The 21,090-nt window shown below is 64.6% G+C and carries 27 protein-coding genes; 18 read left to right on the forward strand and 9 right to left on the reverse strand.

Translation table 11 applies throughout. The features are described from left to right. Nucleotides 1-8 precede the first annotated feature (8 nt). The 3 genes from secB to IE083_RS05095 all read left to right on the forward strand — a co-directional run bounded on the left by secB (nucleotide 9) and on the right by IE083_RS05095 (nucleotide 2,152). Nucleotides 9-461 carry a protein-export chaperone SecB gene (gene secB / locus IE083_RS05085; RefSeq protein WP_189352543.1) on the forward strand — a complete coding sequence of 151 codons (453 nt, stop codon included), beginning with the start codon at nucleotides 9-11 and terminating at the stop codon, nucleotides 459-461. Between the two features lie 5 nt (nucleotides 462-466). Next, the gene (locus tag IE083_RS05090; RefSeq protein WP_189352544.1) at nucleotides 467-910 is read left to right on the forward strand and encodes an SH3 domain-containing protein; all 444 of its coding nucleotides are present in this window, start codon (nucleotides 467-469) and stop codon (nucleotides 908-910) included. Between the two features lie 240 nt (nucleotides 911-1,150). Beyond that, entirely contained in the window at nucleotides 1,151-2,152 is a 1,002-nt protein-coding gene (locus IE083_RS05095) for an NAD(P)H-dependent glycerol-3-phosphate dehydrogenase (protein WP_189352545.1), read from the forward strand. Nucleotides 2,153-2,290: 138 nt separating this feature from the next. On the opposite strand, the gene IE083_RS05100 is transcribed toward IE083_RS05095, so the two are convergent. From IE083_RS05100 to IE083_RS05130, 7 genes are all read right to left on the reverse strand, one after another. After that, the gene (locus tag IE083_RS05100) at nucleotides 2,291-2,824 is read right to left on the reverse strand and encodes a redoxin family protein (protein WP_189352546.1); all 534 of its coding nucleotides are present in this window, start codon (nucleotides 2,822-2,824) and stop codon (nucleotides 2,291-2,293) included. Nucleotides 2,825-2,948: 124 nt separating this feature from the next. Beyond that, on the reverse strand, nucleotides 2,949-4,139 hold the full coding sequence (locus IE083_RS05105; protein ID WP_189352547.1) for a DUF3426 domain-containing protein: 1,191 nt from the start codon (nucleotides 4,137-4,139) through the stop codon (nucleotides 2,949-2,951). Nucleotides 4,140-4,142: 3 nt separating this feature from the next. Further along, nucleotides 4,143-5,033, reverse strand: a complete 891-nt coding sequence (gene prmA / locus IE083_RS05110; RefSeq protein ID WP_189352548.1) for a 50S ribosomal protein L11 methyltransferase — start codon at nucleotides 5,031-5,033, stop codon at nucleotides 4,143-4,145. A gap of 4 nt (nucleotides 5,034-5,037) precedes the next feature. Then, the gene (gene accC / locus IE083_RS05115) at nucleotides 5,038-6,393 is read right to left on the reverse strand and encodes an acetyl-CoA carboxylase biotin carboxylase subunit (protein ID WP_189352549.1); all 1,356 of its coding nucleotides are present in this window, start codon (nucleotides 6,391-6,393) and stop codon (nucleotides 5,038-5,040) included. Nucleotides 6,394-6,544: 151 nt separating this feature from the next. Continuing rightward, nucleotides 6,545-7,006 (reverse strand): acetyl-CoA carboxylase biotin carboxyl carrier protein, encoded by a 462-nt coding sequence (gene accB / locus IE083_RS05120; protein ID WP_189352550.1) that lies wholly within the window; start codon nucleotides 7,004-7,006, stop codon nucleotides 6,545-6,547. Nucleotides 7,007-7,034: 28 nt separating this feature from the next. Next, entirely contained in the window at nucleotides 7,035-7,484 is a 450-nt protein-coding gene (aroQ, locus tag IE083_RS05125) for a type II 3-dehydroquinate dehydratase (protein WP_189352551.1), read from the reverse strand. A gap of 45 nt (nucleotides 7,485-7,529) precedes the next feature. After that, on the reverse strand, nucleotides 7,530-7,763 hold the full coding sequence (locus IE083_RS05130; RefSeq protein ID WP_189352552.1) for a hypothetical protein: 234 nt from the start codon (nucleotides 7,761-7,763) through the stop codon (nucleotides 7,530-7,532). On the opposite strand from IE083_RS05130, the gene queA reads away from it, so the two are divergent. The 7 genes from queA to IE083_RS05165 all read left to right on the forward strand — a co-directional run bounded on the left by queA (nucleotide 7,762) and on the right by IE083_RS05165 (nucleotide 13,114). Further along, nucleotides 7,762-8,787, forward strand: a complete 1,026-nt coding sequence (gene queA, locus IE083_RS05135) for a tRNA preQ1(34) S-adenosylmethionine ribosyltransferase-isomerase QueA (protein WP_189352553.1) — start codon at nucleotides 7,762-7,764, stop codon at nucleotides 8,785-8,787. The two genes, IE083_RS05130 and queA, sit on opposite strands and share 2 nt — an antisense overlap. A 4-nt stretch (nucleotides 8,788-8,791) precedes the next feature. Then, nucleotides 8,792-9,169 carry a gamma-butyrobetaine hydroxylase family protein gene (locus tag IE083_RS05140; RefSeq protein WP_189352554.1) on the forward strand — a complete coding sequence of 126 codons (378 nt, stop codon included), beginning with the start codon at nucleotides 8,792-8,794 and terminating at the stop codon, nucleotides 9,167-9,169. After that, on the forward strand, nucleotides 9,166-9,900 hold the full coding sequence (gene ubiE, locus IE083_RS05145) for a bifunctional demethylmenaquinone methyltransferase/2-methoxy-6-polyprenyl-1,4-benzoquinol methylase UbiE (RefSeq protein WP_189352555.1): 735 nt from the start codon (nucleotides 9,166-9,168) through the stop codon (nucleotides 9,898-9,900). The genes IE083_RS05140 and ubiE overlap by 4 nt, the downstream gene beginning before the upstream one ends. After that, nucleotides 9,900-10,424 carry a M15 family metallopeptidase gene (locus tag IE083_RS05150; protein ID WP_189352556.1) on the forward strand — a complete coding sequence of 175 codons (525 nt, stop codon included), beginning with the start codon at nucleotides 9,900-9,902 and terminating at the stop codon, nucleotides 10,422-10,424. Before ubiE ends, IE083_RS05150 begins: the two co-directional genes overlap by 1 nt. A 73-nt stretch (nucleotides 10,425-10,497) precedes the next feature. Beyond that, on the forward strand, nucleotides 10,498-11,082 hold the full coding sequence (locus IE083_RS05155; protein ID WP_229799610.1) for a ubiquinone biosynthesis accessory factor UbiJ: 585 nt from the start codon (nucleotides 10,498-10,500) through the stop codon (nucleotides 11,080-11,082). A gap of 11 nt (nucleotides 11,083-11,093) precedes the next feature. Next, complete coding sequence (ubiB, locus tag IE083_RS05160; RefSeq protein WP_189352557.1) at nucleotides 11,094-12,620, forward strand: ubiquinone biosynthesis regulatory protein kinase UbiB; 1,527 nt, start codon at nucleotides 11,094-11,096, stop codon at nucleotides 12,618-12,620. 140 nt (nucleotides 12,621-12,760) lie between these two features. Beyond that, on the forward strand, nucleotides 12,761-13,114 hold the full coding sequence (locus IE083_RS05165) for a carboxymuconolactone decarboxylase family protein (protein ID WP_189352558.1): 354 nt from the start codon (nucleotides 12,761-12,763) through the stop codon (nucleotides 13,112-13,114). Between the two features lie 50 nt (nucleotides 13,115-13,164). Here the strand turns inward: IE083_RS05165 and IE083_RS05170 are convergent, their stop codons facing one another. Both IE083_RS05170 and IE083_RS05175 read right to left on the reverse strand, forming a co-directional pair. Beyond that, nucleotides 13,165-13,455, reverse strand: coding sequence for a GlpM family protein (locus IE083_RS05170; protein WP_189352559.1), 291 nt, complete (start codon nucleotides 13,453-13,455; stop codon nucleotides 13,165-13,167). After that, the gene (locus tag IE083_RS05175; RefSeq protein ID WP_189352560.1) at nucleotides 13,455-13,823 is read right to left on the reverse strand and encodes an Mth938-like domain-containing protein; all 369 of its coding nucleotides are present in this window, start codon (nucleotides 13,821-13,823) and stop codon (nucleotides 13,455-13,457) included. The genes IE083_RS05170 and IE083_RS05175 overlap by 1 nt, the downstream gene beginning before the upstream one ends. Before the next feature lie 141 nt (nucleotides 13,824-13,964). Between IE083_RS05175 and IE083_RS05180 the strand changes: the two genes are divergently transcribed. The 8 genes from IE083_RS05180 to IE083_RS05215 all read left to right on the forward strand — a co-directional run bounded on the left by IE083_RS05180 (nucleotide 13,965) and on the right by IE083_RS05215 (nucleotide 21,019). After that, nucleotides 13,965-15,194 (forward strand): pyridoxal phosphate-dependent aminotransferase, encoded by a 1,230-nt coding sequence (locus IE083_RS05180; protein WP_189352561.1) that lies wholly within the window; start codon nucleotides 13,965-13,967, stop codon nucleotides 15,192-15,194. A gap of 129 nt (nucleotides 15,195-15,323) precedes the next feature. Then, on the forward strand, nucleotides 15,324-16,634 hold the full coding sequence (locus IE083_RS05185) for a homoserine dehydrogenase (RefSeq protein WP_189352562.1): 1,311 nt from the start codon (nucleotides 15,324-15,326) through the stop codon (nucleotides 16,632-16,634). Continuing rightward, nucleotides 16,627-16,971, forward strand: a complete 345-nt coding sequence (locus tag IE083_RS05190) for a hypothetical protein (RefSeq protein ID WP_189352563.1) — start codon at nucleotides 16,627-16,629, stop codon at nucleotides 16,969-16,971. Before IE083_RS05185 ends, IE083_RS05190 begins: the two co-directional genes overlap by 8 nt. 5 nt (nucleotides 16,972-16,976) lie before the next feature. Further along, nucleotides 16,977-18,383 carry a threonine synthase gene (thrC, locus tag IE083_RS05195; protein WP_189352583.1) on the forward strand — a complete coding sequence of 469 codons (1,407 nt, stop codon included), beginning with the start codon at nucleotides 16,977-16,979 and terminating at the stop codon, nucleotides 18,381-18,383. A gap of 137 nt (nucleotides 18,384-18,520) precedes the next feature. Beyond that, nucleotides 18,521-19,201 (forward strand): flagellar basal body P-ring formation chaperone FlgA, encoded by a 681-nt coding sequence (flgA, locus tag IE083_RS05200; protein WP_189352564.1) that lies wholly within the window; start codon nucleotides 18,521-18,523, stop codon nucleotides 19,199-19,201. Nucleotides 19,202-19,276: 75 nt separating this feature from the next. Next, the gene (gene flgM / locus IE083_RS05205; protein ID WP_189352565.1) at nucleotides 19,277-19,561 is read left to right on the forward strand and encodes a flagellar biosynthesis anti-sigma factor FlgM; all 285 of its coding nucleotides are present in this window, start codon (nucleotides 19,277-19,279) and stop codon (nucleotides 19,559-19,561) included. Nucleotides 19,562-19,576: 15 nt separating this feature from the next. Next, entirely contained in the window at nucleotides 19,577-20,041 is a 465-nt protein-coding gene (gene flgN / locus IE083_RS05210) for a flagellar export chaperone FlgN (protein WP_189352566.1), read from the forward strand. 63 nt (nucleotides 20,042-20,104) lie between these two features. Beyond that, the gene (locus IE083_RS05215) at nucleotides 20,105-21,019 is read left to right on the forward strand and encodes a CobD/CbiB family protein (RefSeq protein ID WP_189352567.1); all 915 of its coding nucleotides are present in this window, start codon (nucleotides 20,105-20,107) and stop codon (nucleotides 21,017-21,019) included. Nucleotides 21,020-21,090: the final 71 nt, after the last annotated feature.

Below are 21,090 nucleotides of genomic sequence, written 5' to 3' on the forward strand. Positions count from 1 at the left end.
CCAACACCATGAGCGAACAACAAGAGCTGCAACCGGTATTCTCCATCGAAAAAATCTACGTCAAAGACCTGTCGCTGGAAATCCCGAACGCACCCGCCATCTTCCTGGAGCAGGAACAGCCGGAAATCGACATGCAGCTGGCTTCCGAAGGCCGCCAGCTGGAAGACGGCTTCTTCGAAGTGTCGCTGACCGTGACCGTCACCGCCAAGCTGCCGGAAAAAACCATGTTCCTGTGCGAAGTGGCCCAGGCCGGCATCTTCCAGATCCAGCACATCCCGGCAGAAGACATCGACCCGATCCTCGGCGTGGCCTGCCCGAACATCCTGTTCCCGTACGCCCGCGAAACCGTGTCCAGCCTGGTTGGCCGCGCCGGTTTCCCGCCGGTACTGCTGGCACCGATCAACTTCGAAGCCCTGTACATGCAGCAACGCGCCGCCCAGGCCGAAGCCGGTACAGCCTGATCGCGATGAAACCGACTCGCATTGTGTTTGCAGCCGTACTGGCCCTGCTGGCCAGTACGGTTTTTGCATTGGAATTCCGTTCGGTCAAGGAAACCGGCGTCGCGCTGTACGAGGCGCCCAACCTTGCCGCCAAGAAACTGTTCGTGGTCAGCCGCTACTACCCGGTGGAAGTGCTGGTGACGCAGAAGGACTGGGCGCGGGTGCGTGACGCCACCGGCGGCATCGCCTGGATCCCGGCGGCGGCGCTGTCGACGCGGCAGATGCTGCTGGTCACCGCCGAGCAGCTGCCGGTGCGTGCCGCGCCGTCGGAAAGTGCGGCCGTGCTGTACCAGGCCGGCAAGGATCTGGCGCTGGAGCTGCTGGAGCCGCCGCAAAGCGGCTGGGTCAAGGTACGTCATCGCGACAATACCGTGGGCTATGCCCGCATCGCCGGCCTGTGGGGGCTGTAATAACCTGTTCAAGGTTTTTTTGCAGCTGTGCTGGCCCGGCAAATGGCCAGATGCAAGCCGGCCAACGCCGCAGCGGGTCGTTTGCCGGGCCAGCCCTTCGGGGCCACGCGCTGCCGGCGCATTGCTGTGTCGCGCGCCCCTGACAGTGAATGCACTGCGGCGGGGCGCGCTCCTTGCACTGCATCCTGCAGCGCATGGCCGCAGCTGCAAAAAGACTTTGAACAGGTTCTAAGGAACACGATGAAAATAGCCGTACTTGGTGCCGGTGCCTGGGGCACGGCGCTGGCGTTCGCGTTTTGCCGCCAGCATCATGTCACGCTGTGGGGCCGCAACGCCGAGCAGATGATCGACATGCAGGCCACGCGCCTGAACCGGCGCTACCTGCCGGAGTGCCCGTTTCCGGCCGATCTGCACCTGTCGGCCGACCTGTCCGAGGCGGTGGTCGGTGTCGATCTGGTGCTGGTGGTGACGCCGATCGCCGGCTTGCGGCCAACCTTGCGCGAGCTGGCACGGCTGAAGGTGGATGCGCCGCTGCTGTGGGCGTGCAAGGGCTTCGAGGCCGGTTCCAGCCTGCTGCCGCACCAGGTGGTGGCCGAGGAATTCCCCCGTCTCAAGAGCGTCGGCGTGCTGTCCGGCCCCAGCTTTGCCCGCGAAGTGGCGCTGGGCCTGCCGGCAGCGGTGACGCTGGCATCGGAAAACTACGCCTTTGCCCGCGACTACGCGCGCGAGCTGCACAGCCCGCTGTTGCGCATCTACGCCAATGACGATCTGGTCGGGGTGGAGGTTGGCGGTGCGGTGAAAAACGTGATGGCGATCGCCACCGGTGTCGCCGACGGCCTCGGTTTCGGCATGAATGCGCGCGCGGCGCTGATCACCCGCGGCCTCGCCGAAATCACCCGCCTCGCGGTTGCGCTCGGCGGCAGTCAGCAGAGCATGATGGGCTTGTCCGGCATCGGCGACCTGCTGCTGACCTGCACCGGCACGCTGTCGCGTAACCGTCAGGTCGGTCTCAAACTGGCGGAGGGCAAGTCGCTGGATGTCGTTCTCGCCGAGCTGGGGCATGTTGCCGAAGGGGTGCCGACCGCGCGCGAGGTGCTGAAAATGGCGGAGCGGTTGCAGGTAGACATGCCGATCACCGCCGCAGTGTGCGAGCTGCTCTACCACCAGGCCACGCCGCAGCACGCGGCAGAGCGCCTGCTCGGGCGCTCTCCCAAGCCGGAGTTCCACGCACCCGGCGCCTGAGAACGTGTTCACGATCTCGCGCGCTCACGCGAGACAAGGCGAAAACGGCTGAGGAAGCGGAGTTTACAAGTAGTAAATGAGCATTCTGAAGCCGTTTTCAACGCAGTACGCCCGCGCGCAGCAGATCGTGAACAGGTTCTAACGCGGCAGGGTGGAGAAGCGTGCCGCCAGCTGCTGCCGCAGTCCGGCAAAATCGAATTCGTCGTCTTCGTGGCGTAGCCGCTGCGCATGGTAGATGCGGTCGTCGCCGTCGGCCAGCCATAGTGCCGGGCAGGTCATGCCCGATAGCGGTACATCCTGGATCAGTACGCCGAAGTGCTTGTGGAAATCGCGTCCGCGCAGGGTGGAGAGCAGGGTTGCATACGGCAGGCCGTGTTCCTTGCGCGCGCGGGCGAGGCTGAACGGCGAATCCACGGTGATCACGATCAGCTGCAGCTGTGGCCATGGCTCCAGCTGGCGGCGCAACTCCTGCAGCAGCGCCAGCCCGGCCATGGGCGCATCCAGCGACAGCAGGGTCACCACCAGCTTGTCGTGGCCCAGAAAATGCTCCAGCGATACGTCGCGCAGCTGTTCGTCGACCAGCATGAAGCTGGGCAGGGTATCGCCCGCCTGCGGAAAGTGGCCGTCTACTGCCAGCCATTCATCGGCAAATCGGAAATGGGAATGGGTCATGGTCTGCTCCTGGTTGTTTCTTCATGGTGGAACAGAATATGCAGAAAGCAAGCTACGCACGACAGACCGGGCCGGTGACCGGCAGCGTGACGGCTGCGGGCACCGGCTCTCGTGGCAGGCTATGTCAGGGGTAGTAGAAATGCAGGCTGTAGCCTAGTGCCTTGGCGTCACGGACTTCCATGCGGGTGACGATCTTCAGTTCGCTGCTGGCGTTGAAGCGGCCCAGCCTGAGGTCGTCGGCGGACAGGTATTGTTCCGGTTTCAGCGTCTTGCGGATCAGCACGCGATCCTCGCCGTCCTTCAGCGATACCTCCATCAGCGGGAAGGCCTGCGGGTAGGGGGCCAGGTTTTTCAGCGTGGCATCCAGCTGGATCAGGTGCTCTTGCTGCGGCACGAACGACAGCTCGGACCACTCGGTACGGATCAGCTGGCGCTGGGTCGGCAGCGGTACCTCGCAGCCTAGTGACTGGCACAGCGATTCGAAGGCCGGGCGCAGTTCCGGCAGTTCGGCGCTGACCGCGGTGCGGTTAATGAAGGCCAGCTGCAGCAGCAGCACCAGCACGCCGATGATGCCAAGCAGGCCTAAGGCGGTGGCGCGCAGCCAGTTGCCGTCGTCGCTGCTGGCGGTGTCGCTTTCCTCGGCATCACGGTCGCTGTCGGCCGGTGCGGGGGCGCCGTGCTCCAGGTCGGCGGCGGAAATCGGCGGCAGCGGGCGGTCCGCGCTGTCGGCTGCGTCGTAGTGTGCGGCCAACCTTTGCTGGCGATTGGATGCCGGTGCAGCGGCGGCCGGCGGTTCGTCGACCAGCGCCACCGGCTCGCTCACGCGGCTGGCTGGTGTCTGCAGCGCCTCGGCCAGTGCGCGCTGGAAGGCGGCGATGTCCTGCTGCGGCTCGGCGGCCGGGGTGGTGTCCGGCCGGGGCGGGGTATTCAGGCCCTGCCACGACAGCGGCTGCTCCGGTTCCGGCAGCAGGTCGAAGTCGGGCAGATCCAGAGCCGTCTCGGGCTCGGGGGGGGCGGTGATGCGCGGTTCCGCCGCGGGGGCAAGGTTGGCCGCATCCCGTTCCGGATGAAAATCCGGCAGTTCCAGCTCGAAGTCATCGTCGGGCACGGCTTCGGCGCCGGCGGTTGCCGTGCTGGCCGGAGTGCTGATGACCGGCGGCGCCTCGGCGATTACCGGTGCCTGATCGAAATGGCTGGGTGCGTGGAAGACATGGTTACAGCGCCCGCAGCGCACCATGCCGGCAGCCAGGGCGAGATGGGCATCGGAGACCTTGAAGCGGGTCTGGCAGGCGGGGCACTGTGTGGTATGGCTCATGGTTCAGCCACGTTTCACGCCGGAAAGGCGGGTCCAGCCGTCGTCAAACACCGGTGCGTCCATGTCGAACCATTGGCTGTAGATCGCCGCCAGCTCTGCTGCCTGTTCCTGCAGGATGCCGGACAGCACGATGCGGCCACCGGTGTGCACATGGCCGGCCAGCAGGCCGCCTAGCAGGCGCAGCGGATTGGCGAGGATGTTGGCGACCACGACATCGTACTCACCCGGCAGCAGGCTGTCGGGCAGGCCGAAGTCGGCATTGACGCCATTCTGTACGGCGTTGTCGATGCTGGCGCGTACCGCCTGGGCATCGATGTCGATGCCGCGGGTGGCGCCGGCGCCCAGCTTCTGTGCGGCAATGGCGAGGATGCCGGAGCCGCAGCCGTAGTCGAGCACCGTTTCACCGCCCTTGATCTCTTCGTCCAGCCATTGCAGGCACAGGCGGGTGGTCGGGTGGCTGCCGGTACCGAAGGCGAGGCCCGGGTCCAGCTGCAGGTTGATCGCCGCCGGGTCTGGCGACTGGTGCCAGGTCGGGGTGATCCACAGTCGCGACGAGATGCGGATCGGATCGAACTGGCTTTGCGTCAGGCGCACCCAGTCCTGCTCCTCGACGCGGCCAAGCTGGTACTGCGGCAGCGGCAGGCCGCACTTGAGCGCGGCCAGCGCGATCATGGCGGCGACGTCGGCGTCCTCGGCAAACAGGCAGTTGATCAGGCTGTGTTGCCACATCTGGTCAACCGGCTCGCCCGGTTCGCCGAAAATCGGCTGCTCTTCGGCGGTGCCGGCCAGCGCGTCCTCGATGGTGGCGGACAGGGCGCCGACGTCCATCAGCACGTCGGCGAAGCGCTCGGCCACCGCCGAGTCTGCTTGAATGGTGGCTTGCAGCCATGCCATAGGATTAACTACCTTTCTTCAACTGCGCCAGACGTTCTTCCAGATAGTGGATGCTGGTGCCGCCTTTCTGGAAGGTGGCATCAAGGAACAGCTCCTGGTGCAGCGGGATATTGGTCTTGATGCCGGTGATGGCCATTTCCGACAGCGCGACGCGCATGCGCGCCATCGCCTGGTCGCGGGTATCGCCGTAGGCAATCAGTTTACCCACCATCGAATCGTAATGCGACGGCACGGTATAGCCCTGGTAGATGTGCGAATCGATGCGGATGCCCGGGCCGCCGGCCGGATGGTAGCTCTCGATCTTGCCCGGCGACGGCACGAAGGTGAACGGGTCTTCGGCGTTGATGCGGCATTCCATCGCGTGGCCGCGGAAGTGGATGTCCTTCTGCTTGAAACGCAGCGGCAGGCCGGCGGCGATGCGGATCTGTTCCTGCACGATGTCGATGCCGGTGATCAGCTCCGATACCGGATGCTCCACCTGCACGCGGGTGTTCATCTCGATGAAGTAGAACTCGCCGTTTTCGTACAGGAATTCGAAGGTGCCGGCGCCGCGGTAACCGATGCGGCGGCAGGCGTCGGCGCAGGCTTCACCGATCTTCTTGCGCTGCGAGTCGGTAATGCCCGGTGCCGGTGCTTCTTCGATGATCTTCTGGTGACGGCGCTGCATCGAGCAGTCGCGCTCGCCCAGGTACACGGCATTGCCGTGCTGGTCGGACAGCACCTGGATCTCGATATGGCGCGGCTGCTCCAGGAATTTTTCCATGTACACGGTCGAGTTGCCGAAGGCGGCGCCGGCTTCGGTACGGGTCATGTTCACCGAGTTGACCAGTGCGGCTTCGGTATGCACCACGCGCATGCCGCGGCCGCCGCCGCCGCCGGCGGCCTTGATGATCACCGGGAAGCCGATCTTGCGGGCGATCTTGGTGATTTCGGCCGGATCATCCGGCAGCGCGCCGGCGACGCCAGGCACCGTCGGTACGCCGGCGTCGATCATTGCCTGTTTGGCGGACACCTTGTCGCCCATCAGGCGGATGGTTTCCGAGCGCGGGCCGATGAACACGAAGCCGGATTGTTCGACGCGTTCGGCGAAGTCGGCGTTTTCCGACAGGAAGCCGTAGCCGGGGTGGATGGCTTCGGCGTCGGTGACTTCGGCAGCGGCGATCAGTGCCGGTACGTTCAGGTAGCTGAGGGTGGAGGAGGCCGGGCCGATGCAGACCGATTCGTCGGCCAGCTTCACGTATTTGGCTTCGCGGTCGGCTTCGGAGTGGACCACCACGGTCTTGATGCCCATTTCGCGGCAGGCGCGCTGGATGCGCAGGGCGATTTCGCCGCGGTTTGCAATCAGGATCTTTTCAAACATGTATTTCTCCACTGCAGGGCGCGTGCCGGTATGCGATGCGGACCGGGCGCCGTGCGCAGGCTGGGGTTTGTCCCGTAAACGGTGCGTCAAACAACAAGGGCACTGACCAGACCGGCGTGCCCTGTGTTCAGCATGTCGTGCGGCAGGCTGTTTATTCGATGATGAACATCGGCTCGCCGAACTCGACCGGCTGGCCTTCTTCGATCAGGATGGCTTTCACCACGCCGGCGCGTTCGGCCTCGATCTCGTTCATCAGCTTCATCGCTTCGATGATGCACAGCGTGTCGCCGACATTGACCTGCTGGCCCACGTCCACGAACGGCTTGGCATCGGGGCTGGGGCGGCGGTAGAAGGTGCCGACCATCGGTGACTTGACGGTACCGGGATTGTTGGCGGCCGATACCGCAACCGGCGCTTCGGCGGCAGCTGGTGCGGCCGCTGCCGGTGCGGCGTGCTGTGGCACCTGCATGGTCATCGGCTGGGCGTAGTGTACGGTGCTGTTCGGGGAAACGCGGGTGATGCGGACTTTTTCTTCGCCTTCGGTCACTTCCAGCTCGGCAATGCCGGATTCTTCGACCAGATCAATCAGCTTTTTCAGTTTGCGCAGGTCCATGGTTTTCCTTCTTTAGGTATTCGGGTGTTTATGCCGGCTGTGCCAGACGCTTGATCGCGTGGGCCAGCGCCAGCTCGTAGCCGTGGGCGCCCAGACCGCAAATGACGCCGACTGCCAGATCCGAGAAATAGGAGTGGTGGCGGAAGGCTTCGCGGGCGTGGACGTTCGACAGGTGAACTTCGATGAACGGTACCTTGACTCCGGCCAGCGCATCGCGCAGGGCGACGCTGGTGTGGGTGAACGCGGCCGGATTGATGATGACCAGATCGGTGCCGTCACCGAGACAGGCATGGATGCGGTCGATCAGCACGGACTCGGCATTGCTTTGCAGTGCATCCAGTTCGATGCCGGCGGCCGCGGCCTGTTCCTGCAAGCGGCGATTGATGTCGTCCAGCGTGTCCCGGCCATAATGCTGTGGCTCGCGCAGTCCGAGTAGATTCAGATTGGGGCCGTGCAGCACAAGGATTTTTCGGGTCAAGGTAGCAGTCTCGGTTTCGATATGGGCGCGAGTTTGCCGCAATTGTCAGCACGATGTCCAGCATTTGCGGTATTTCAAACGCACGTTTACTTTTCGTGTTGGCGGGAAATTGCGGGGATTGGGATCAAAAAAACGGCGCCGGTTCCCGCGACGGGACAGCTTGCCGCCTTGGCGCCGGCGATGACTTGATCTGGAATAAGTGATGCCGGAGGCGGAACGCTGTGCGGCAAACACGCTCGAAAGGTATAATCCGCCGGTTTCCTTGAAGATGTCCGTCATGCTTGTTTCCGATTTCGATTACCACCTGCCCGAACACCTGATTGCCCAGTACCCGCCGGCCGAGCGCGGTGGCAGCCGCCTGCTGCGCGTCGACGGACGGGTGTTGCAGGATGATCACTTTGCCGCCATGGCCGACACGCTCGATGCCGGCGACGTGCTGGTGTTCAACGATACCCGCGTGATCAAGGCGCGGCTGTTTGGCGAGAAGGCCAGTGGCGGCAAGATCGAGGCACTGGTGGAGCGGGTGCTGAACGAGCACGAGGTGCTGGCGCACGTGCGTGCCAGCAAGTCGCCCAAGCCGGGCACGCGCTTGCTGTTTGCCGGCCGCTGGCAGGCGGAGATGGTCGAGCGCGCTGGCGAGCTGTTCCGCCTGCGCTTCCTGGATGCGGCCAATGTGTTCGACATCCTCGATGCCTCCGGCAAGCTGCCGCTGCCGCCTTATATCGAGCGCGATACCGACGGCGACGACGACGAGCGCTACCAGACGGTGTACGCGCGGGAGAAGGGCGCGGTGGCGGCGCCGACCGCCGGCCTGCACTTCACCGACGCGATGCTGCAAAGGTTGGCCGCAAAGGGCGTGATCCTGTGCCGCGTGACGCTGCACGTCGGCGCCGGCACCTTCCAGCCGGTGCGGGTGGACAACATCGCCGAGCACAAGATGCACAGCGAGATCTACGACATCCCGCAGGCGACGGTGGACGCCATCGACGCCGCGCACAAGGTTGGCCGCAAGGTGCTGGCGGTGGGCACCACCAGCATGCGCGCGCTGGAATCGGCGGCACGGCCGGACGGCGTGTTGCGCGCCGGTCGCGGCGAGACCGACATTTTCATCACCCCCGGCTACCGTTTCAACGTGGTGGACAGGCTGCTGACCAATTTCCACCTGCCCAAATCCACACTGCTGATGCTGGTGTCGGCGTTTGCCGGCTACGAGGAGATGCGTGCCGCCTATGCGCACGCGGTGGCGCAGGAATACCGTTTCTTCAGCTATGGCGATGCCATGCTGCTGACCCGCAAGGAGTAATGCCATGAGCGGACTGAGCCCGGACAGCGCACGGCCGGAAGACATCATCCTGCATGCCGTGTCGCGCCAGCTGGAAATCGGTTTTGACGATGGTGCCCGTTTCCTGCTGGATGCCGAATACCTGCGCGTCCATTCGCCGTCGGCGGAGGTGCGTGGCCACGGCGTCGGCAACGAAAAGCTGCAAACCGGCAAGAAAAACGTGGCCATCACCGCACTGGAGCCGGTGGGGCACTATGCGCTGAAGATCGTCTTCGACGACGGACACGACAGCGGCCTGTTCAGCTGGGCCTATCTATACGAGCTGGGCGTCAAGCACGACCAGTACTGGCAGGATTATCTCAATCGCCTCGCCGCCGCCGGCGCGAGCAGGGAGCAAACATGAACAACCAAACGCATTTTGGCTTTAAAACCGTCGACGAGAGCGAAAAGGCGGGCAAGGTAGCCGAGGTGTTCCACTCGGTAGCACAGAAATACGACGTGATGAACGACCTGATGTCCGGCGGCCTGCACCGGGTGTGGAAGCACTTCACGCTGACCACCTCCGGCGTGCGCGCCGGTGACAAGGTGCTGGACATCGCCGGCGGTACCGGCGACCTCGCACGCGGCTGGGCCAAGCGCGTCGGCAAGAGCGGCGAAGTGTGGCTCACCGACATCAACAGCTCGATGCTGACCGTCGGTCGCGACCGGCTGCTGGACGAAGGCCTGATCCTGCCGGTGTCGCTGGCCGATGCCGAAAAACTGCCGTTCCCGGACAACTACTTCAACGCGGTATCGGTGGCCTTCGGCCTGCGCAACATGACGCACAAGGACGTGGCGCTGAAAGAGATGTTCCGCGTGCTCAAGCCGGGCGGCAAGCTCTTGGTGCTGGAGTTTTCCAAGGTGTGGAAGCCGCTGGCGCCGTTCTACGATTTCTATTCCTTCAAGGCGCTGCCGGTGATGGGCAAGCTGGTGGCGAATGATGCCGACAGCTACCAGTACCTGGCCGAATCCATCCGCATGCACCCGGATCAGGAAACACTGAAGCAGATGATGCTGGATGCCGGCTTCGGCCGCGTCGACTACCACAACATGACCGGCGGCGTGGTTGCGCTGCACAAGGGCATCAAGTTCTGATGCCGCACGATCTGGCCGCGCTCAACGCCACGCTCGGCATCGACGTGCAAACGTTGGCCGCACGCGGCCTCACGCCGTTCGCCGAGGCGGACACGCTGGTGGTGGCGGAGCGCGATGCCAGCGGCCGCGAGTTCGAGCTGACGCCGGCCGCCGCCGGCGCGTGGCAGGCGATGCACGATGCCGCCGCCGCGGACGGGGTGACATTGCAGCTGGTGTCGGCCTTTCGCAGCATCGCGCGCCAGCGCGAGATCGTCGCCACCAAGCTGGCGCACGGCCAGAGCCTGGACGCGATCCTGCGGGTCAGCGCCGCGCCCGGTTTCAGCGAGCACCACACCGGCCGTGCCGTCGATATCGGCACCCCGGGTTCGCCGGTGCTGGAAGAAGTATTCGAGCAGACGCCGGCCTTCGCCTGGCTGCAGGCCAATGCCGCCCGTTTCGGCTTCATGCTGAGCTTCCCGCGCGACAATACCTGCGGCTATCTGTACGAACCGTGGCACTGGTGCTACCGGCAGGTGACGGCATGAATCCGTGGCTGATGCCGGCATTGGTCATCAGGACCGGCACCATCTTGTTGAGTTTGTCGGGCAAAGGACATTAATGATGCGTATCCGCGTGGCGGCTTTCAATCATCTGCTGAACCAGCATCCGGCGCAGCGTGCCGAGCTGGCGCAGTTTGCCGGGCGCCGCATCGGCATCGTGCTGCCGCCGCTGGACGTGCACGGCGTGGTCACCGAAGAGGGCTGGCTGGCGGTGTGCGAGGGCGAGGCCGAGGCCACCCTGCGCCTGAAGCACGGCGTGGCGCTGGCGCAGCTGTCCGGCCGCGCGCCGGACCTGGCCGACGTGCTGCTGGAAGGCGATACCGAACTGGCGGCCAACGTTGGCCGCATCGTGCGCCAGCTGAAGTGGGACGCCACCGAAGACCTGTCGCGCGTGGTCGGCGACATCGCTGCGCAGCGGCTGCAGGGTTTTGCCCGCGGCCTGTTCGGCATCAAGGGCGAGATTGGCGGCCGCCTGCTGGACAACTGGCTGGAACACCTGCGCGAGGAAAGCCCGCTGCTGGCGCGCAAGGATGGCGTCGAGCAGTTTGTGCGCGCGGTGGATACCCTGCGCGACGACGCCGAGCGCCTGGAAAAACGTCTCGCCCATCTCGAAGCCCTGGCGCAAGCCAGCAACCGGAACTGACCTCCCCCATCATGCGGATTGCCCGTTTTAGCAAAATCGTTGCCACGTTTTACCGTTTCGGTCTCGACGAATTCCTTGCCGGCCGCGCCCGCGTCGGCTTCATTCACCGCCTGTGCCAGCTGGCGCCGCTGCCGCGCGACCTGTCGGTGCCGTTGCCGCAGCGGGTGCGGCTGGCGCTGGAGGCGCTGGGGCCGATCTTCGTCAAGTTCGGTCAGGTGCTGTCCACCCGCCGTGACCTGCTGCCGGAGGCGTACGCCGACGCACTGGCCCACCTGCAGGACAATGTGCAGGCCTTCGACGGCGCCATCTCGCGCCAGGTGATAGCACGCAATCTGGGGCGGCCGGTGGCGGCGCTGTATGCCGAGTTCGACGACGTGCCGGTGGCCAGCGCCTCGGTGGCGCAGGTGCACCGTGCGCGGCTGCACGGTAGTGACGGCAAGCCAGGCCGCACGGTGGCGGTCAAGGTGCTGCGCCCGGGCATCCTGCCGGTAATCGAGCAGGACCTGGCGCTGATGCGGACGCTTGCGCGGCTGGTGGAGCGTTTTCTGCCGGACGGCAAGCGGCTGAAGCCGCTGGAAGTGGTGGCCGAATTCGACCGCCACCTGCACGACGAGCTGGACCTGATGCACGAGGCCGGCAATGCCAGCCAGCTGCACCGCAACTTCGTCAGCAGCGACATGCTGATCGTGCCGGAGGTGCTCTACGACTACTCGGCGCGCGAGGTGCTGACGCTGGAGTGGATGGACGGCATTCCGGTGGGGCAGATCGAGCGCCTGCGTGAGGCCGGTGTCGACCTGAAGAAGCTCAGCCGCTTCGGCGTCGAGATCTTCTTCACCCAGGTGTTCCGCCACGGCTTCTTCCACGCCGACATGCACCCCGGCAATATCTTCGTCGCCGCCGACGGCCGCTACATCGCGCTCGACTTCGGCATCGTCGGCAGCCTCACCGAGTCCGACAAGCACTACCTGGCGGTAAATTTCCTCGCCTTCTTCAACCGCGACTACCACCGCGTCGCCACCGCCCACATCGAATCCGGCTGGGTGCCGAAAGATACCCGCGCCGAGGAGCTGGAAGCGGCGGTGCGCACCGTGTGCGAGCCGATCTTCAACAAGCCGTTGTCGCAGATCTCCTTCGGCCTGGTGCTGCTGCGCCTGTTCGAGACCAGCCGCCGCTTCAACGTCGAGATCCAGCCGCAGCTGGTGCTGCTGCAGAAGACGCTGCTCAACATCGAGGGGCTGGGCCGCCAGCTCGACCCCGACCTCGACCTGTGGGACACCGCCAAGCCCTTCCTCACCAAGTGGATGAACGAGCAGATCGGCTGGCGCGGCCTGCTGCGCACCCTCAAGCACGAGGCACCGCAGTGGGCGACCACGCTGCCGGCGATCCCGCGCCGGCTTAACGAGGCGCTGTCCGGCAAGAGCACGGAGCTGGTGGTGCAGGGCTACATCCAGCTGATGCGCGAACAGAAAACGCAGAACTTCCTGCTCAAGCTGATCGCGCTGTTGCTGGTCGCACTGCTGCTGCGCGACCTGCTGTAACGCATACCTGTCCTGTTCCATGCAAAGCCGCCTGCGGGCGGCTTTGTTGCGGCCAACGTTGGCCGCAGGGTTGACTTTGCGATTTAAATATATAAAAATATATAACGTAAATTGTTTAACTCTGACCGCAAGGGAAAATCATGAGCCACAACTATCAGGAACTGACTGCTGCACTGTCGGCCAAACTGGCCGAATTCCGCAAGGAAATGCCGGACACCATGCGCGGCTTCGGCCAGATGAGCAAAAGCGCACACAGTGATGGCGCGCTGGACAACAAGACCAAGGAGCTGATCGCGCTGGCAATAGGCATTGCCAATCGCTGCCAGGGCTGCCTTGCCTTTCATGGCAAGGCGCTGGTGGAGCTGGGCTGCACGCGCGCGCAATTCATGGAGATGCTGCAGGTGGCGGTATACATGGGCGGCGGGCCGTCGCTGATGACGGCAGCGGAGGCGTTGCTGGCCTACGAGAGCTTCGGTGGCGAGCGCGCCGGCTAAGAGAGGTGGCGGTGGCTGGCGGGCAGGCTTGCGGCCAACCTTGCCAACCTTCAGCCCGTCAGCCGCGTCCAGCCCCACAGCAGCAGCGCGGTGCGGGTGCTGAGCCAGTACACCGCCAGCAGGTACAGCGCGTAGGGCAGCAACGACCACAGCCCGAACAGCGCGGTACGCTGCAAGGCCTGCGCGTCGCGCTCGCTGCCGACGATGTAGTGCGCGATCAGCGCGAAGGTGGGAAACAGCGGCACCAGCCCGGCAATGTAAAAGGCGCGCGACTGCGACAGCAGCGCGATCAGCAGTACCGCCAGTGCGCCGAGGCTGCACTTGGCGAACAGCGCCAGCATCAGTCCTGCAGCAGCGCGGCGACCACGCCGCGGCCTTCGGCCAGCAGGATGTTATAGGTGCGGCACAGCGCGGCGGTGTCCATCACCTCGACGCCGATGCCGGCATTGGTCAGCGCCGCGTACAGCTTGGGGTGCGGAAAGCGCAGCTTGCTGCCGGTGCCCAGCAGCACCAGTTCCGGCTGCTTGGCCAGCACCGCGGCAAAGTCGGCGTCGCTGAAATCCTCGAAGCGGGCCGGGCGCCACGGCGTGATGCTGTCGGCGGTGACGATCAGGCTACCCTCGTGGCGCACCTTGTTGATCTCGACATGACCGGCGCTGGAGGCGGTGAACAGGTTGGATCCGGCGGTGTCGGCTTCGTGAAGTTTCATGATGTCATCCTGGCGTGAGAAGCTGGTGCAGTGCACCACGTATTGGGATAGGATTATAGCTTGCCCGCAAGCGGTGCATGCCCTGCATTGCGCTTGCGACATATCGTGAACCGACACCTCCAGCCAGTGGTAACAGTGCCCATGCAGCCCATCCAGAAATCACAAAAACTCGCCAACGTCTGCTACGACATTCGTGGCCCGGTACTCGAACACGCCAAGCGCATGGAAGAGGAAGGTCACCGCATCATCAAGCTCAATATCGGCAATCCGGCGCCATTCGGCTTTTTTGCCCCGGACGAGATCATCGAAGACGTGATCGCCAATTTGCAGAATGCGTCCGGCTATTGTGATTCCAAGGGCCTGTTCGCCGCGCGCAAGGCGATCATGCACTACGCGCAGCAAAAGCATATTCCCAACGTCGGCATGGAAGACATCTACATCGGCAACGGTGTGTCCGAGCTGATCGTGATGGCGATGCAGGCGCTGCTGGACAACGGCGACGAGGTACTGGTACCGGCGCCGGATTATCCGCTGTGGACGGCGGCGGTAAGCCTGGCCGGCGGCCGCCCGGTGCACTACCTGTGCGACGAGGCCGAGGGCTGGATGCCGTCCATCGCCGACATCCGTGCCAAGATCACGCCGCGCACCAAGGCGCTGGTGGTGATCAACCCCAACAACCCGACCGGTGCGCTGTACCCGGACCACATCCTGCAGCAGCTGGTCGAGGTCGCCCGCGAGTTCGGCCTCATCCTTTACGCCGACGAAATTTACGACAAGGTGCTGTTCGACGGCGCCAAACACACCTCGATTGCCGCACTGGCGCCGGACCTGCTGGTGTGCACTTTCAACGGCCTGTCGAAAAACTACCGTGCCTGCGGCTACCGCGCCGGCTGGATGATCCTCGCCGGTGAAAAACGCCATGCCAAGGACTATATCGAAGGCCTCAACATGCTGGCTTCGATGCGGCTGTGTGCCAACGTACCGGCACAGTACGCGATCCAGACCGCGCTCGGCGGTTACCAGAGCATCGACGACCTGGTGGCGCCCGGCGGCCGTCTCGCGCGTCAGCGCGATCTGGCCTGGGAGCTGCTGACCGCCATTCCCGGTGTCACCTGTGTCAAGCCGCAGGGCGCGCTGTACCTGTTCCCGCGGCTGGATCCGGCCATCTATCCGATCGAGGACGACCAGCAGTTCATCCTGGAGTTGCTGCAGCAGGAGCGCGTGCTGCTGGTGCAGGGCAGCGGCTTCAACTGGGTTGCCCCCGATCACTTCCGCGTGGTATTCCTGCCTAACAGTGACGACCTGACCGAGGCCATTGGCCGCATCGCGCGTTTTCTGGAAAACTACCGCAAACAGCACGGTACCGCCTGATCGTGATGCAAAGGGGAGCCGCGGGCTCCCCTTTTTCGCGCACGGCAGGACGCCCAGTACGGCTAATCAAGGTTGGCCGCACTGGACGCCTTGCGCCAGGGACAAATCAATAACACTTTGGAGTTCAGCATGAAACCGATCAACATTGGTCTGATGGGAGTGGGAACAGTCGGTGGCGGTACCGCCACCGTATTGAAGCGCAACGCGGAAGAGATCAGCCGCCGGGCCGGACGCGAGATCCGCCTGTTCATGGCCGCCAACCGCGATCTGGCGCGCGCGCGCGAAGTCGTCGGCGACGGCGTGCCGCTGGTCGACGACGCCTTCCAGGTGGTCAACCATCCGGAAGTCGACATCGTGGTCGAGCTGATCGGCGGCGACACCATCGCCAAGGAGCTGGTGCTCAAGGCCATCGACAACGGCAAGCATGTGGTCACCGCCAACAAGAAGCTCTTGGCGATGCACGGCAACGAGATCTTCGCCCGCGCCCAGGAAAAGGGCGTGATGGTGGCGTTCGAGGCCGCGGTGGCCGGCGGCATCCCCATCATCAAGGCGCTGCGCGAAGGCCTGTCCGCCAACCGCATCGAGTGGCTGGCCGGCATCATCAACGGCACCTCCAATTTCATCCTGTCGGAAATGCGCGAAAAAGGCGCCGATTTCGCTGACGTGCTGAAAGAGGCGCAGCGTCTGGGCTACGCCGAAGCCGACCCGACCTTCGACGTGGAAGGCCACGACGCCGGCCACAAGCTGACCATCATGGCGGCGATCGCGTTCGGCATCCCGATGAACTTCGACAACTGCTACCTGGAAGGCATCAGCCAGCTGGAAGGCAAGGATATCCAGTACGCGGAAGAGCTGGGCTACCGCGTCAAGCTCTTGGGCCTGACCCGCCGCACCGACAAGGGCGTCGAGCTGCGCGTGCACCCGACGCTGATCCCGGAAGACCAGCTGATCGCCAACGTCAACGGCGTGATGAACGCGGTGCTGGTGCGTGGCGACGCCATCGGCCAGGCGCTGTTCAACGGTCCGGGCGCCGGTGCGCTGCCGACCGCGTCGGCGGTGGTGGCCGACATCGTCGATGTCGCGCGCCTGTTGACCTCCGATCCGGAACACCGCGTGCCACATCTGGCATTCCAGCCGGACCGGCTGCAGAACCTGCCCATCCTGCCGATGGGCGAGGTGGTCAGCAGCTACTACCTGCGCATCCAGGCCGCCGACCGCGCCGGGGTGATGGCCGACATCACCCGCCTGCTGGCGGAAAACAACATCTCGATCGAGGCGCTGATCCAGAAGGGCTCCGCCACCGACGGTTCCGCCGAGATCGTGATCCTGACCCACCGCGTGGTGGAAAAGTCCGCCAACAAGGCGATCGCCGCCATCGAGGCGCTGGACAGCGTCGCCGGCAAGGTGGTGCGCCTGCGCATGGAAGAGCTGAATGGCTAAGCGTGGCTGGCTGCTGTTGCTGCTGCCGGCGCTGGCTTGTGCCGGCAACGTCGCCAGTGACGGTGCTGGCGCGATCCCGCGCCAGCCGGTGATACAACTGCTGACCGCCGCCTGTCTGGCCAAGGCCGGGCAGGAACCGCTGCTGAAAAGCCTGCTCAGCAGCCCGGCGGCGGCCAGCGCCTACTGCGGCTGCGCCGGCGAGCGCATCGTCGGCGGCCTCAGCGACGGCGAATTGATGGATGCAGTCAGCAAGGGCAAGGGCGTGGCGCAGGATCCGGTATGGAAACGGCGCCTGCTCAATGTCGGACTGCAATGTCTGGATCAACTGGTTAAATGAACAACATGCGATACATCAGCACCCGTGGCGGCATGGCGCCGCTTGAATTCTCCGACACCATCCTGATGGGCCTGGCCCCGGACGGCGGCCTGGCGCTGCCGGAAAGCTATCCGCAGATCACGCGCGCGCAGCTGGACGCCTGGCGCGGCCTGTCCTACGCCGATCTCGCCTTCGAGATCGTCAGCCTGTTCGCCACCGACATCCCGGCGGCCGACCTCAAGGACATCCTCGACCGCACCTATACCGCCGAGGTGTACGGCAGCGCAGCCATCACCCCGGTGAAGCGCCTGCACGACGGCCTGGTGATCCTGGAACTGTCCAACGGCCCGACGCTGGCGTTCAAGGACATGGCGATGCAGTTCCTTGGCAACCTGTTCGAGTATGTGCTGGCCAAAAAGGGCGAGCAGCTCAACATTCTCGGCGCCACCTCCGGCGATACCGGCTCCGCCGCCGAGTACGCGATGCGCGGCAAGGCCGGCATCAACGTGTTCATGCTCAGCCCGGACGGCCTGATGAGTCCGTTCCAGCGCGCGCAGATGTACAGCCTGCAGGACGCCAACATCCACAACATCGCCATCAAGGGCATGTTCGACGACTGCCAGGATATCGTGAAGGCCGTGCAGAACGATCATGCCTTCAAGGCCAGGTACAAGGTCGGCACCGTCAACTCCATCAACTGGGCACGCATCGTGGCGCAGGTGGTGTACTACTTCAAGGGCTACTTCAACGCGACCGCCAGCAACGACGAACAGGTCAGCTTCTGCGTGCCGTCCGGCAACTTCGGCAATGTCTGCGCCGGCCACATCGCGCGCCAGATGGGGCTGCCGGTACAGCGCCTGATCGTGGCCACCAACGAGAACGACGTGCTGGACGAGTTCTTCAAGAGCGGCAAGTACGCGCCGCGCGGCACCGCCAACACCTGGGTCACCTCCAGCCCGTCGATGGACATCTCCAAGGCGTCCAACTTCGAGCGCTTCATCTTCGACCTGGTCGGCCGCGACGGCGACAAGGTCAAGGCGCTGTGGGCCGAGGTCGACAGCGGCAAGGGCTTCGATCTTGCGGCCAACCTTGGCGCTGTGCGTGAGCGCTTCGGCTTCGTGTCCGGCAAGAGCACGCACGCCGACCGTCTGGCCACCATCCGCGCGGTGGACGCCGAGGACGGTGTGGTGGTGGATACCCACACCGCCGACGGCATCAAGGTGGCGCGCGAAGTGCGCCTGCCGGGCGAAACCATCGTCTGCCTGGAAACGGCGCTGCCGGCCAAGTTCGCCGACACCATCCGCGAGGCGCTGAACCGCGACGCGCCGCGCCCGGCCGGCTTCGACGGCCTGGAAGACCTGCCGCAACGGGTGACGGTATTCGATGCCGATGCCGGCGCGGTGAAGGCCTATATCGAACGGGCGCTGAACTGAGCCAGTCCGCCCCTGCCACATCCCGGCCCCTGCCCAATGGCAGGGGCTTTTTGTTATCCGCTGTCCGGCGCCAGGCTGTGGTCGCGCAGGTCGGCAATCGTTTTTGCATGCTCGGGTGGCGCGGGTACAATGGGCGGATGATGCGAAACCCATTGTTGTACGGCCTGTTGCTGCTCAGCCAGTTCGCCAGCGCCGCCGGCGTGCAGGACCTGCGCCAGCTGGAGCAGGTGGCAAAGGCGTTTGCCGAGGCGGACGCCGGTAGCGACGGCTTCCGCTACCAGGCCGGTAAGGCCGATCCGCGCCTGCGCCTGCCGGCCTGTGCGCAGCCGCCTGTGGCCACCTGGCCGGCCGGGCAGAGGCCGCCGTTCACGGCGCTGGAACTGGCCTGTGCCGGACAGGGCTGGCGCATCCTGCTGCCGGTGACCGCCAGCCAGCTCAGCGTCGGCTACGTCACCACCCGGCAGTTGCGCGCCGGCGAGGTGCTGCGGGAGACGGACATCAGGCTGGCGCCGGTCAGCAACCGTGCGCTGGCGCTGCAGGCGGTGCGCGATCCGGCGCTGTTGGTGGGCAAGGCGCTGCGCAGCACCCTGCCGGCCGGCAGCCTGTTGCGCGAAAGCCAGCTGCGCCTGCCGCTGGTGATCAGGACCAACCAGCCGGTCCGGGTGCAGGTCTCCGGAGACGGTTTTGTCATCGGCAGCGATGCGGTGGCGCTGGGCAATGCCGCTGTCGGCGAACGGCTGAATGTGCGGGTGCCGTCCGGCAAGGTGATATCGGGCGTGGTGCAGGAAGACCTGAGCATCTTGATGGCGATGCCCTGAAAAAAAAGTCAAGTTTCTGGATTTTCGGGCGATAATGACTTCAGATTACAAAACTTTTTGCCGGGCAGGTGACATATGAAAATCGACAACTCGGGCAAGGTGGCGGCGGCCTACGGTGCACCGGTGCGTGCTGCCAAGAAGGAAGATGCGGCCACTACCGCATCGCAAACAGCATCGCGTAGCGAAAGCGTGGCCATCAGCTCGCAGGGCCTCGCCAAGGCGGCGCAGGCGGCCGAGGTTTTTGATGCGGACAAGGTTGCCGCCATCAAGGCTGCCATCGCCGCCGGTGAGTTCAAGATCAATCCGGAAGCCATTGCCGACAGCCTGATCGCCAGCACGCGCGAGTTGCTGGCCGGCTGATAGCGGAAACGCGCAATGCCAAGCGAACTGTTCTTGCAGCAGTGCCGGCAGGAGACTGCGGCGCTGCATGCGCTATTGTCGTTGCTGGAGGATGAGCAGCGCGCGATCGTGCGTTTTGATGCGCTGAAACTGGATGCCTGCGCTGTCAGCAAGCAGCAGCAACTGCAGCTGCTGCAGGACAGCAAGGCGCAGCGTCTGGCGCTGTTGGCCGCACACCGGCTGGACGGCAAGACCGCTTTCCTGCAATGGCTGTCCGCCGCCGGACCTGCGGTGCAACAAGCCTGGATGGCGCTGGAACACGAACTGGCCAAGGTGCAGGCACTGAATGACGGCAATGCCGCGATGGCGGCGGAGCGCATGGCTTTTGCCAACGAGGCGCTGGCTGTGCTGCGCGAGGAGGCCAAGGCCATCGACGGTTACGGCCGCGATGGCAACTTTGCCGCCACCCAGGCGGCATCGCGCCGTCTGGGTTCTGCCTGACAGCGACTGTTGTTTTTGTGTTATCTTTCCTCGCGAGTTCATCTCTTGCGTCTGCGTTAATTCATGACCCTGATCTCCCTTATCATTGCACTGGCACTGGAACAATTGCGTCCCTTGGGGAACCGCAACCGGGTGTGGCGCATATTTACCCGTTACGCCAATCATCTGGAACGCACGCTGAACGCCGGTTACAACCGGCATGGCGTACTGGCCTGGGTGGCGGCGGTACTGCCGGTGGTGGCGCTGGTGATGGCGGTGTACTACGCGCTGTACCAGGCCAGCCCGCTGTTTGCCCTGCTGTGGAACATCCTGGTGCTGTACCTGACCATGGGCTTCCGCCATTTCTCGGGTTCGTTCTCCGAGATCGCGCTGGCTCTGGGCGAGGGGCGGGATTTTGACGCGCGCAAGGAACTGGCGCGCTGGACCAACCAGCCGACCTCCGAGCTGTCGGTCGAGGAAGTCTCGCGGCTGGCGATCGAGCAGGGCGTGCTGGACAGCTACCGCCACGTATTCGGCACCATGTTCTGGTTCGTGCTGCTGCCCGGTCCGGCCGGTGCTGTGCTGTACCGGGCCACGCAGATGCTGGCGCACAAGTGGGGTGCCCGTGACGATGGCCTGTTCGGCCGGTTCTCGCGCCGTGCCGGCGAATGGCTGGACTGGATTCCGGTGCGCCTGACTGCGGCCAGCTTTGCGGTGATGGGTGATTTCGAGGACGCGGTGTACTGCTGGCGCTCGCAGGCCAGGACCTGGGGCAACTACGCGACCGGCATCCTGCTGGCCTCGGCAGCCGGCGCCCTGGGCGTCAAGCTCGGCGATCCGCTGCGGCAGGACTACACCGTGAAATACCGCCCGGAGCTGGGTGTCGGCGACGATGCCGATCCCAACTACCTGAAGAGTGCCGTCGGCCTGGTATGGCGTACCGTGCTGCTGTGGCTGTTCGTGGTATTGCTGATCAGCGTGATCTCATTCTTTGGCTGAACCCAGCCTGTTGCTGCGCCGCCAGTGTTGGCGGCGCTTCGCTTTTTAATTGATTATTGAATGGGGCCGGG

It is taken from the genome of Vogesella fluminis (genome assembly GCF_014652335.1).
GTDB lineage: Bacteria > Pseudomonadota > Gammaproteobacteria > Burkholderiales > Chromobacteriaceae > Vogesella > Vogesella fluminis.

Coding starts and splice junctions, on each gene's coding strand:
- secB (WP_189352543.1), top strand. CDS start 9: ATGAGCGAACAACAAGAGCTGCAACCGGTATTCTCCATCGAAAAAATC.
- IE083_RS05090 (WP_189352544.1), top strand. CDS start 467: ATGAAACCGACTCGCATTGTGTTTGCAGCCGTACTGGCCCTGCTGGCC.
- IE083_RS05095 (WP_189352545.1), top strand. CDS start 1,151: ATGAAAATAGCCGTACTTGGTGCCGGTGCCTGGGGCACGGCGCTGGCG.
- IE083_RS05100 (WP_189352546.1), bottom strand. CDS start 2,824: ATGACCCATTCCCATTTCCGATTTGCCGATGAATGGCTGGCAGTAGAC.
- IE083_RS05105 (WP_189352547.1), bottom strand. CDS start 4,139: ATGAGCCATACCACACAGTGCCCCGCCTGCCAGACCCGCTTCAAGGTC.
- prmA (WP_189352548.1), bottom strand. CDS start 5,033: ATGGCATGGCTGCAAGCCACCATTCAAGCAGACTCGGCGGTGGCCGAG.
- accC (WP_189352549.1), bottom strand. CDS start 6,393: ATGTTTGAAAAGATCCTGATTGCAAACCGCGGCGAAATCGCCCTGCGC.
- accB (WP_189352550.1), bottom strand. CDS start 7,006: ATGGACCTGCGCAAACTGAAAAAGCTGATTGATCTGGTCGAAGAATCC.
- queA (WP_189352553.1), top strand. CDS start 7,762: ATGCTTGTTTCCGATTTCGATTACCACCTGCCCGAACACCTGATTGCC.
- IE083_RS05130 (WP_189352552.1), bottom strand. CDS start 7,763: ATGACGGACATCTTCAAGGAAACCGGCGGATTATACCTTTCGAGCGTG.
- IE083_RS05140 (WP_189352554.1), top strand. CDS start 8,792: ATGAGCGGACTGAGCCCGGACAGCGCACGGCCGGAAGACATCATCCTG.
- ubiE (WP_189352555.1), top strand. CDS start 9,166: ATGAACAACCAAACGCATTTTGGCTTTAAAACCGTCGACGAGAGCGAA.
- IE083_RS05150 (WP_189352556.1), top strand. CDS start 9,900: ATGCCGCACGATCTGGCCGCGCTCAACGCCACGCTCGGCATCGACGTG.
- IE083_RS05155 (WP_229799610.1), top strand. CDS start 10,498: ATGATGCGTATCCGCGTGGCGGCTTTCAATCATCTGCTGAACCAGCAT.
- ubiB (WP_189352557.1), top strand. CDS start 11,094: ATGCGGATTGCCCGTTTTAGCAAAATCGTTGCCACGTTTTACCGTTTC.
- IE083_RS05165 (WP_189352558.1), top strand. CDS start 12,761: ATGAGCCACAACTATCAGGAACTGACTGCTGCACTGTCGGCCAAACTG.
- IE083_RS05170 (WP_189352559.1), bottom strand. CDS start 13,455: ATGCTGGCGCTGTTCGCCAAGTGCAGCCTCGGCGCACTGGCGGTACTG.
- IE083_RS05175 (WP_189352560.1), bottom strand. CDS start 13,823: ATGAAACTTCACGAAGCCGACACCGCCGGATCCAACCTGTTCACCGCC.
- IE083_RS05180 (WP_189352561.1), top strand. CDS start 13,965: ATGCAGCCCATCCAGAAATCACAAAAACTCGCCAACGTCTGCTACGAC.
- IE083_RS05185 (WP_189352562.1), top strand. CDS start 15,324: ATGAAACCGATCAACATTGGTCTGATGGGAGTGGGAACAGTCGGTGGC.
- IE083_RS05190 (WP_189352563.1), top strand. CDS start 16,627: ATGGCTAAGCGTGGCTGGCTGCTGTTGCTGCTGCCGGCGCTGGCTTGT.
- thrC (WP_189352583.1), top strand. CDS start 16,977: ATGCGATACATCAGCACCCGTGGCGGCATGGCGCCGCTTGAATTCTCC.
- flgA (WP_189352564.1), top strand. CDS start 18,521: ATGATGCGAAACCCATTGTTGTACGGCCTGTTGCTGCTCAGCCAGTTC.
- flgM (WP_189352565.1), top strand. CDS start 19,277: ATGAAAATCGACAACTCGGGCAAGGTGGCGGCGGCCTACGGTGCACCG.
- flgN (WP_189352566.1), top strand. CDS start 19,577: ATGCCAAGCGAACTGTTCTTGCAGCAGTGCCGGCAGGAGACTGCGGCG.
- IE083_RS05215 (WP_189352567.1), top strand. CDS start 20,105: ATGACCCTGATCTCCCTTATCATTGCACTGGCACTGGAACAATTGCGT.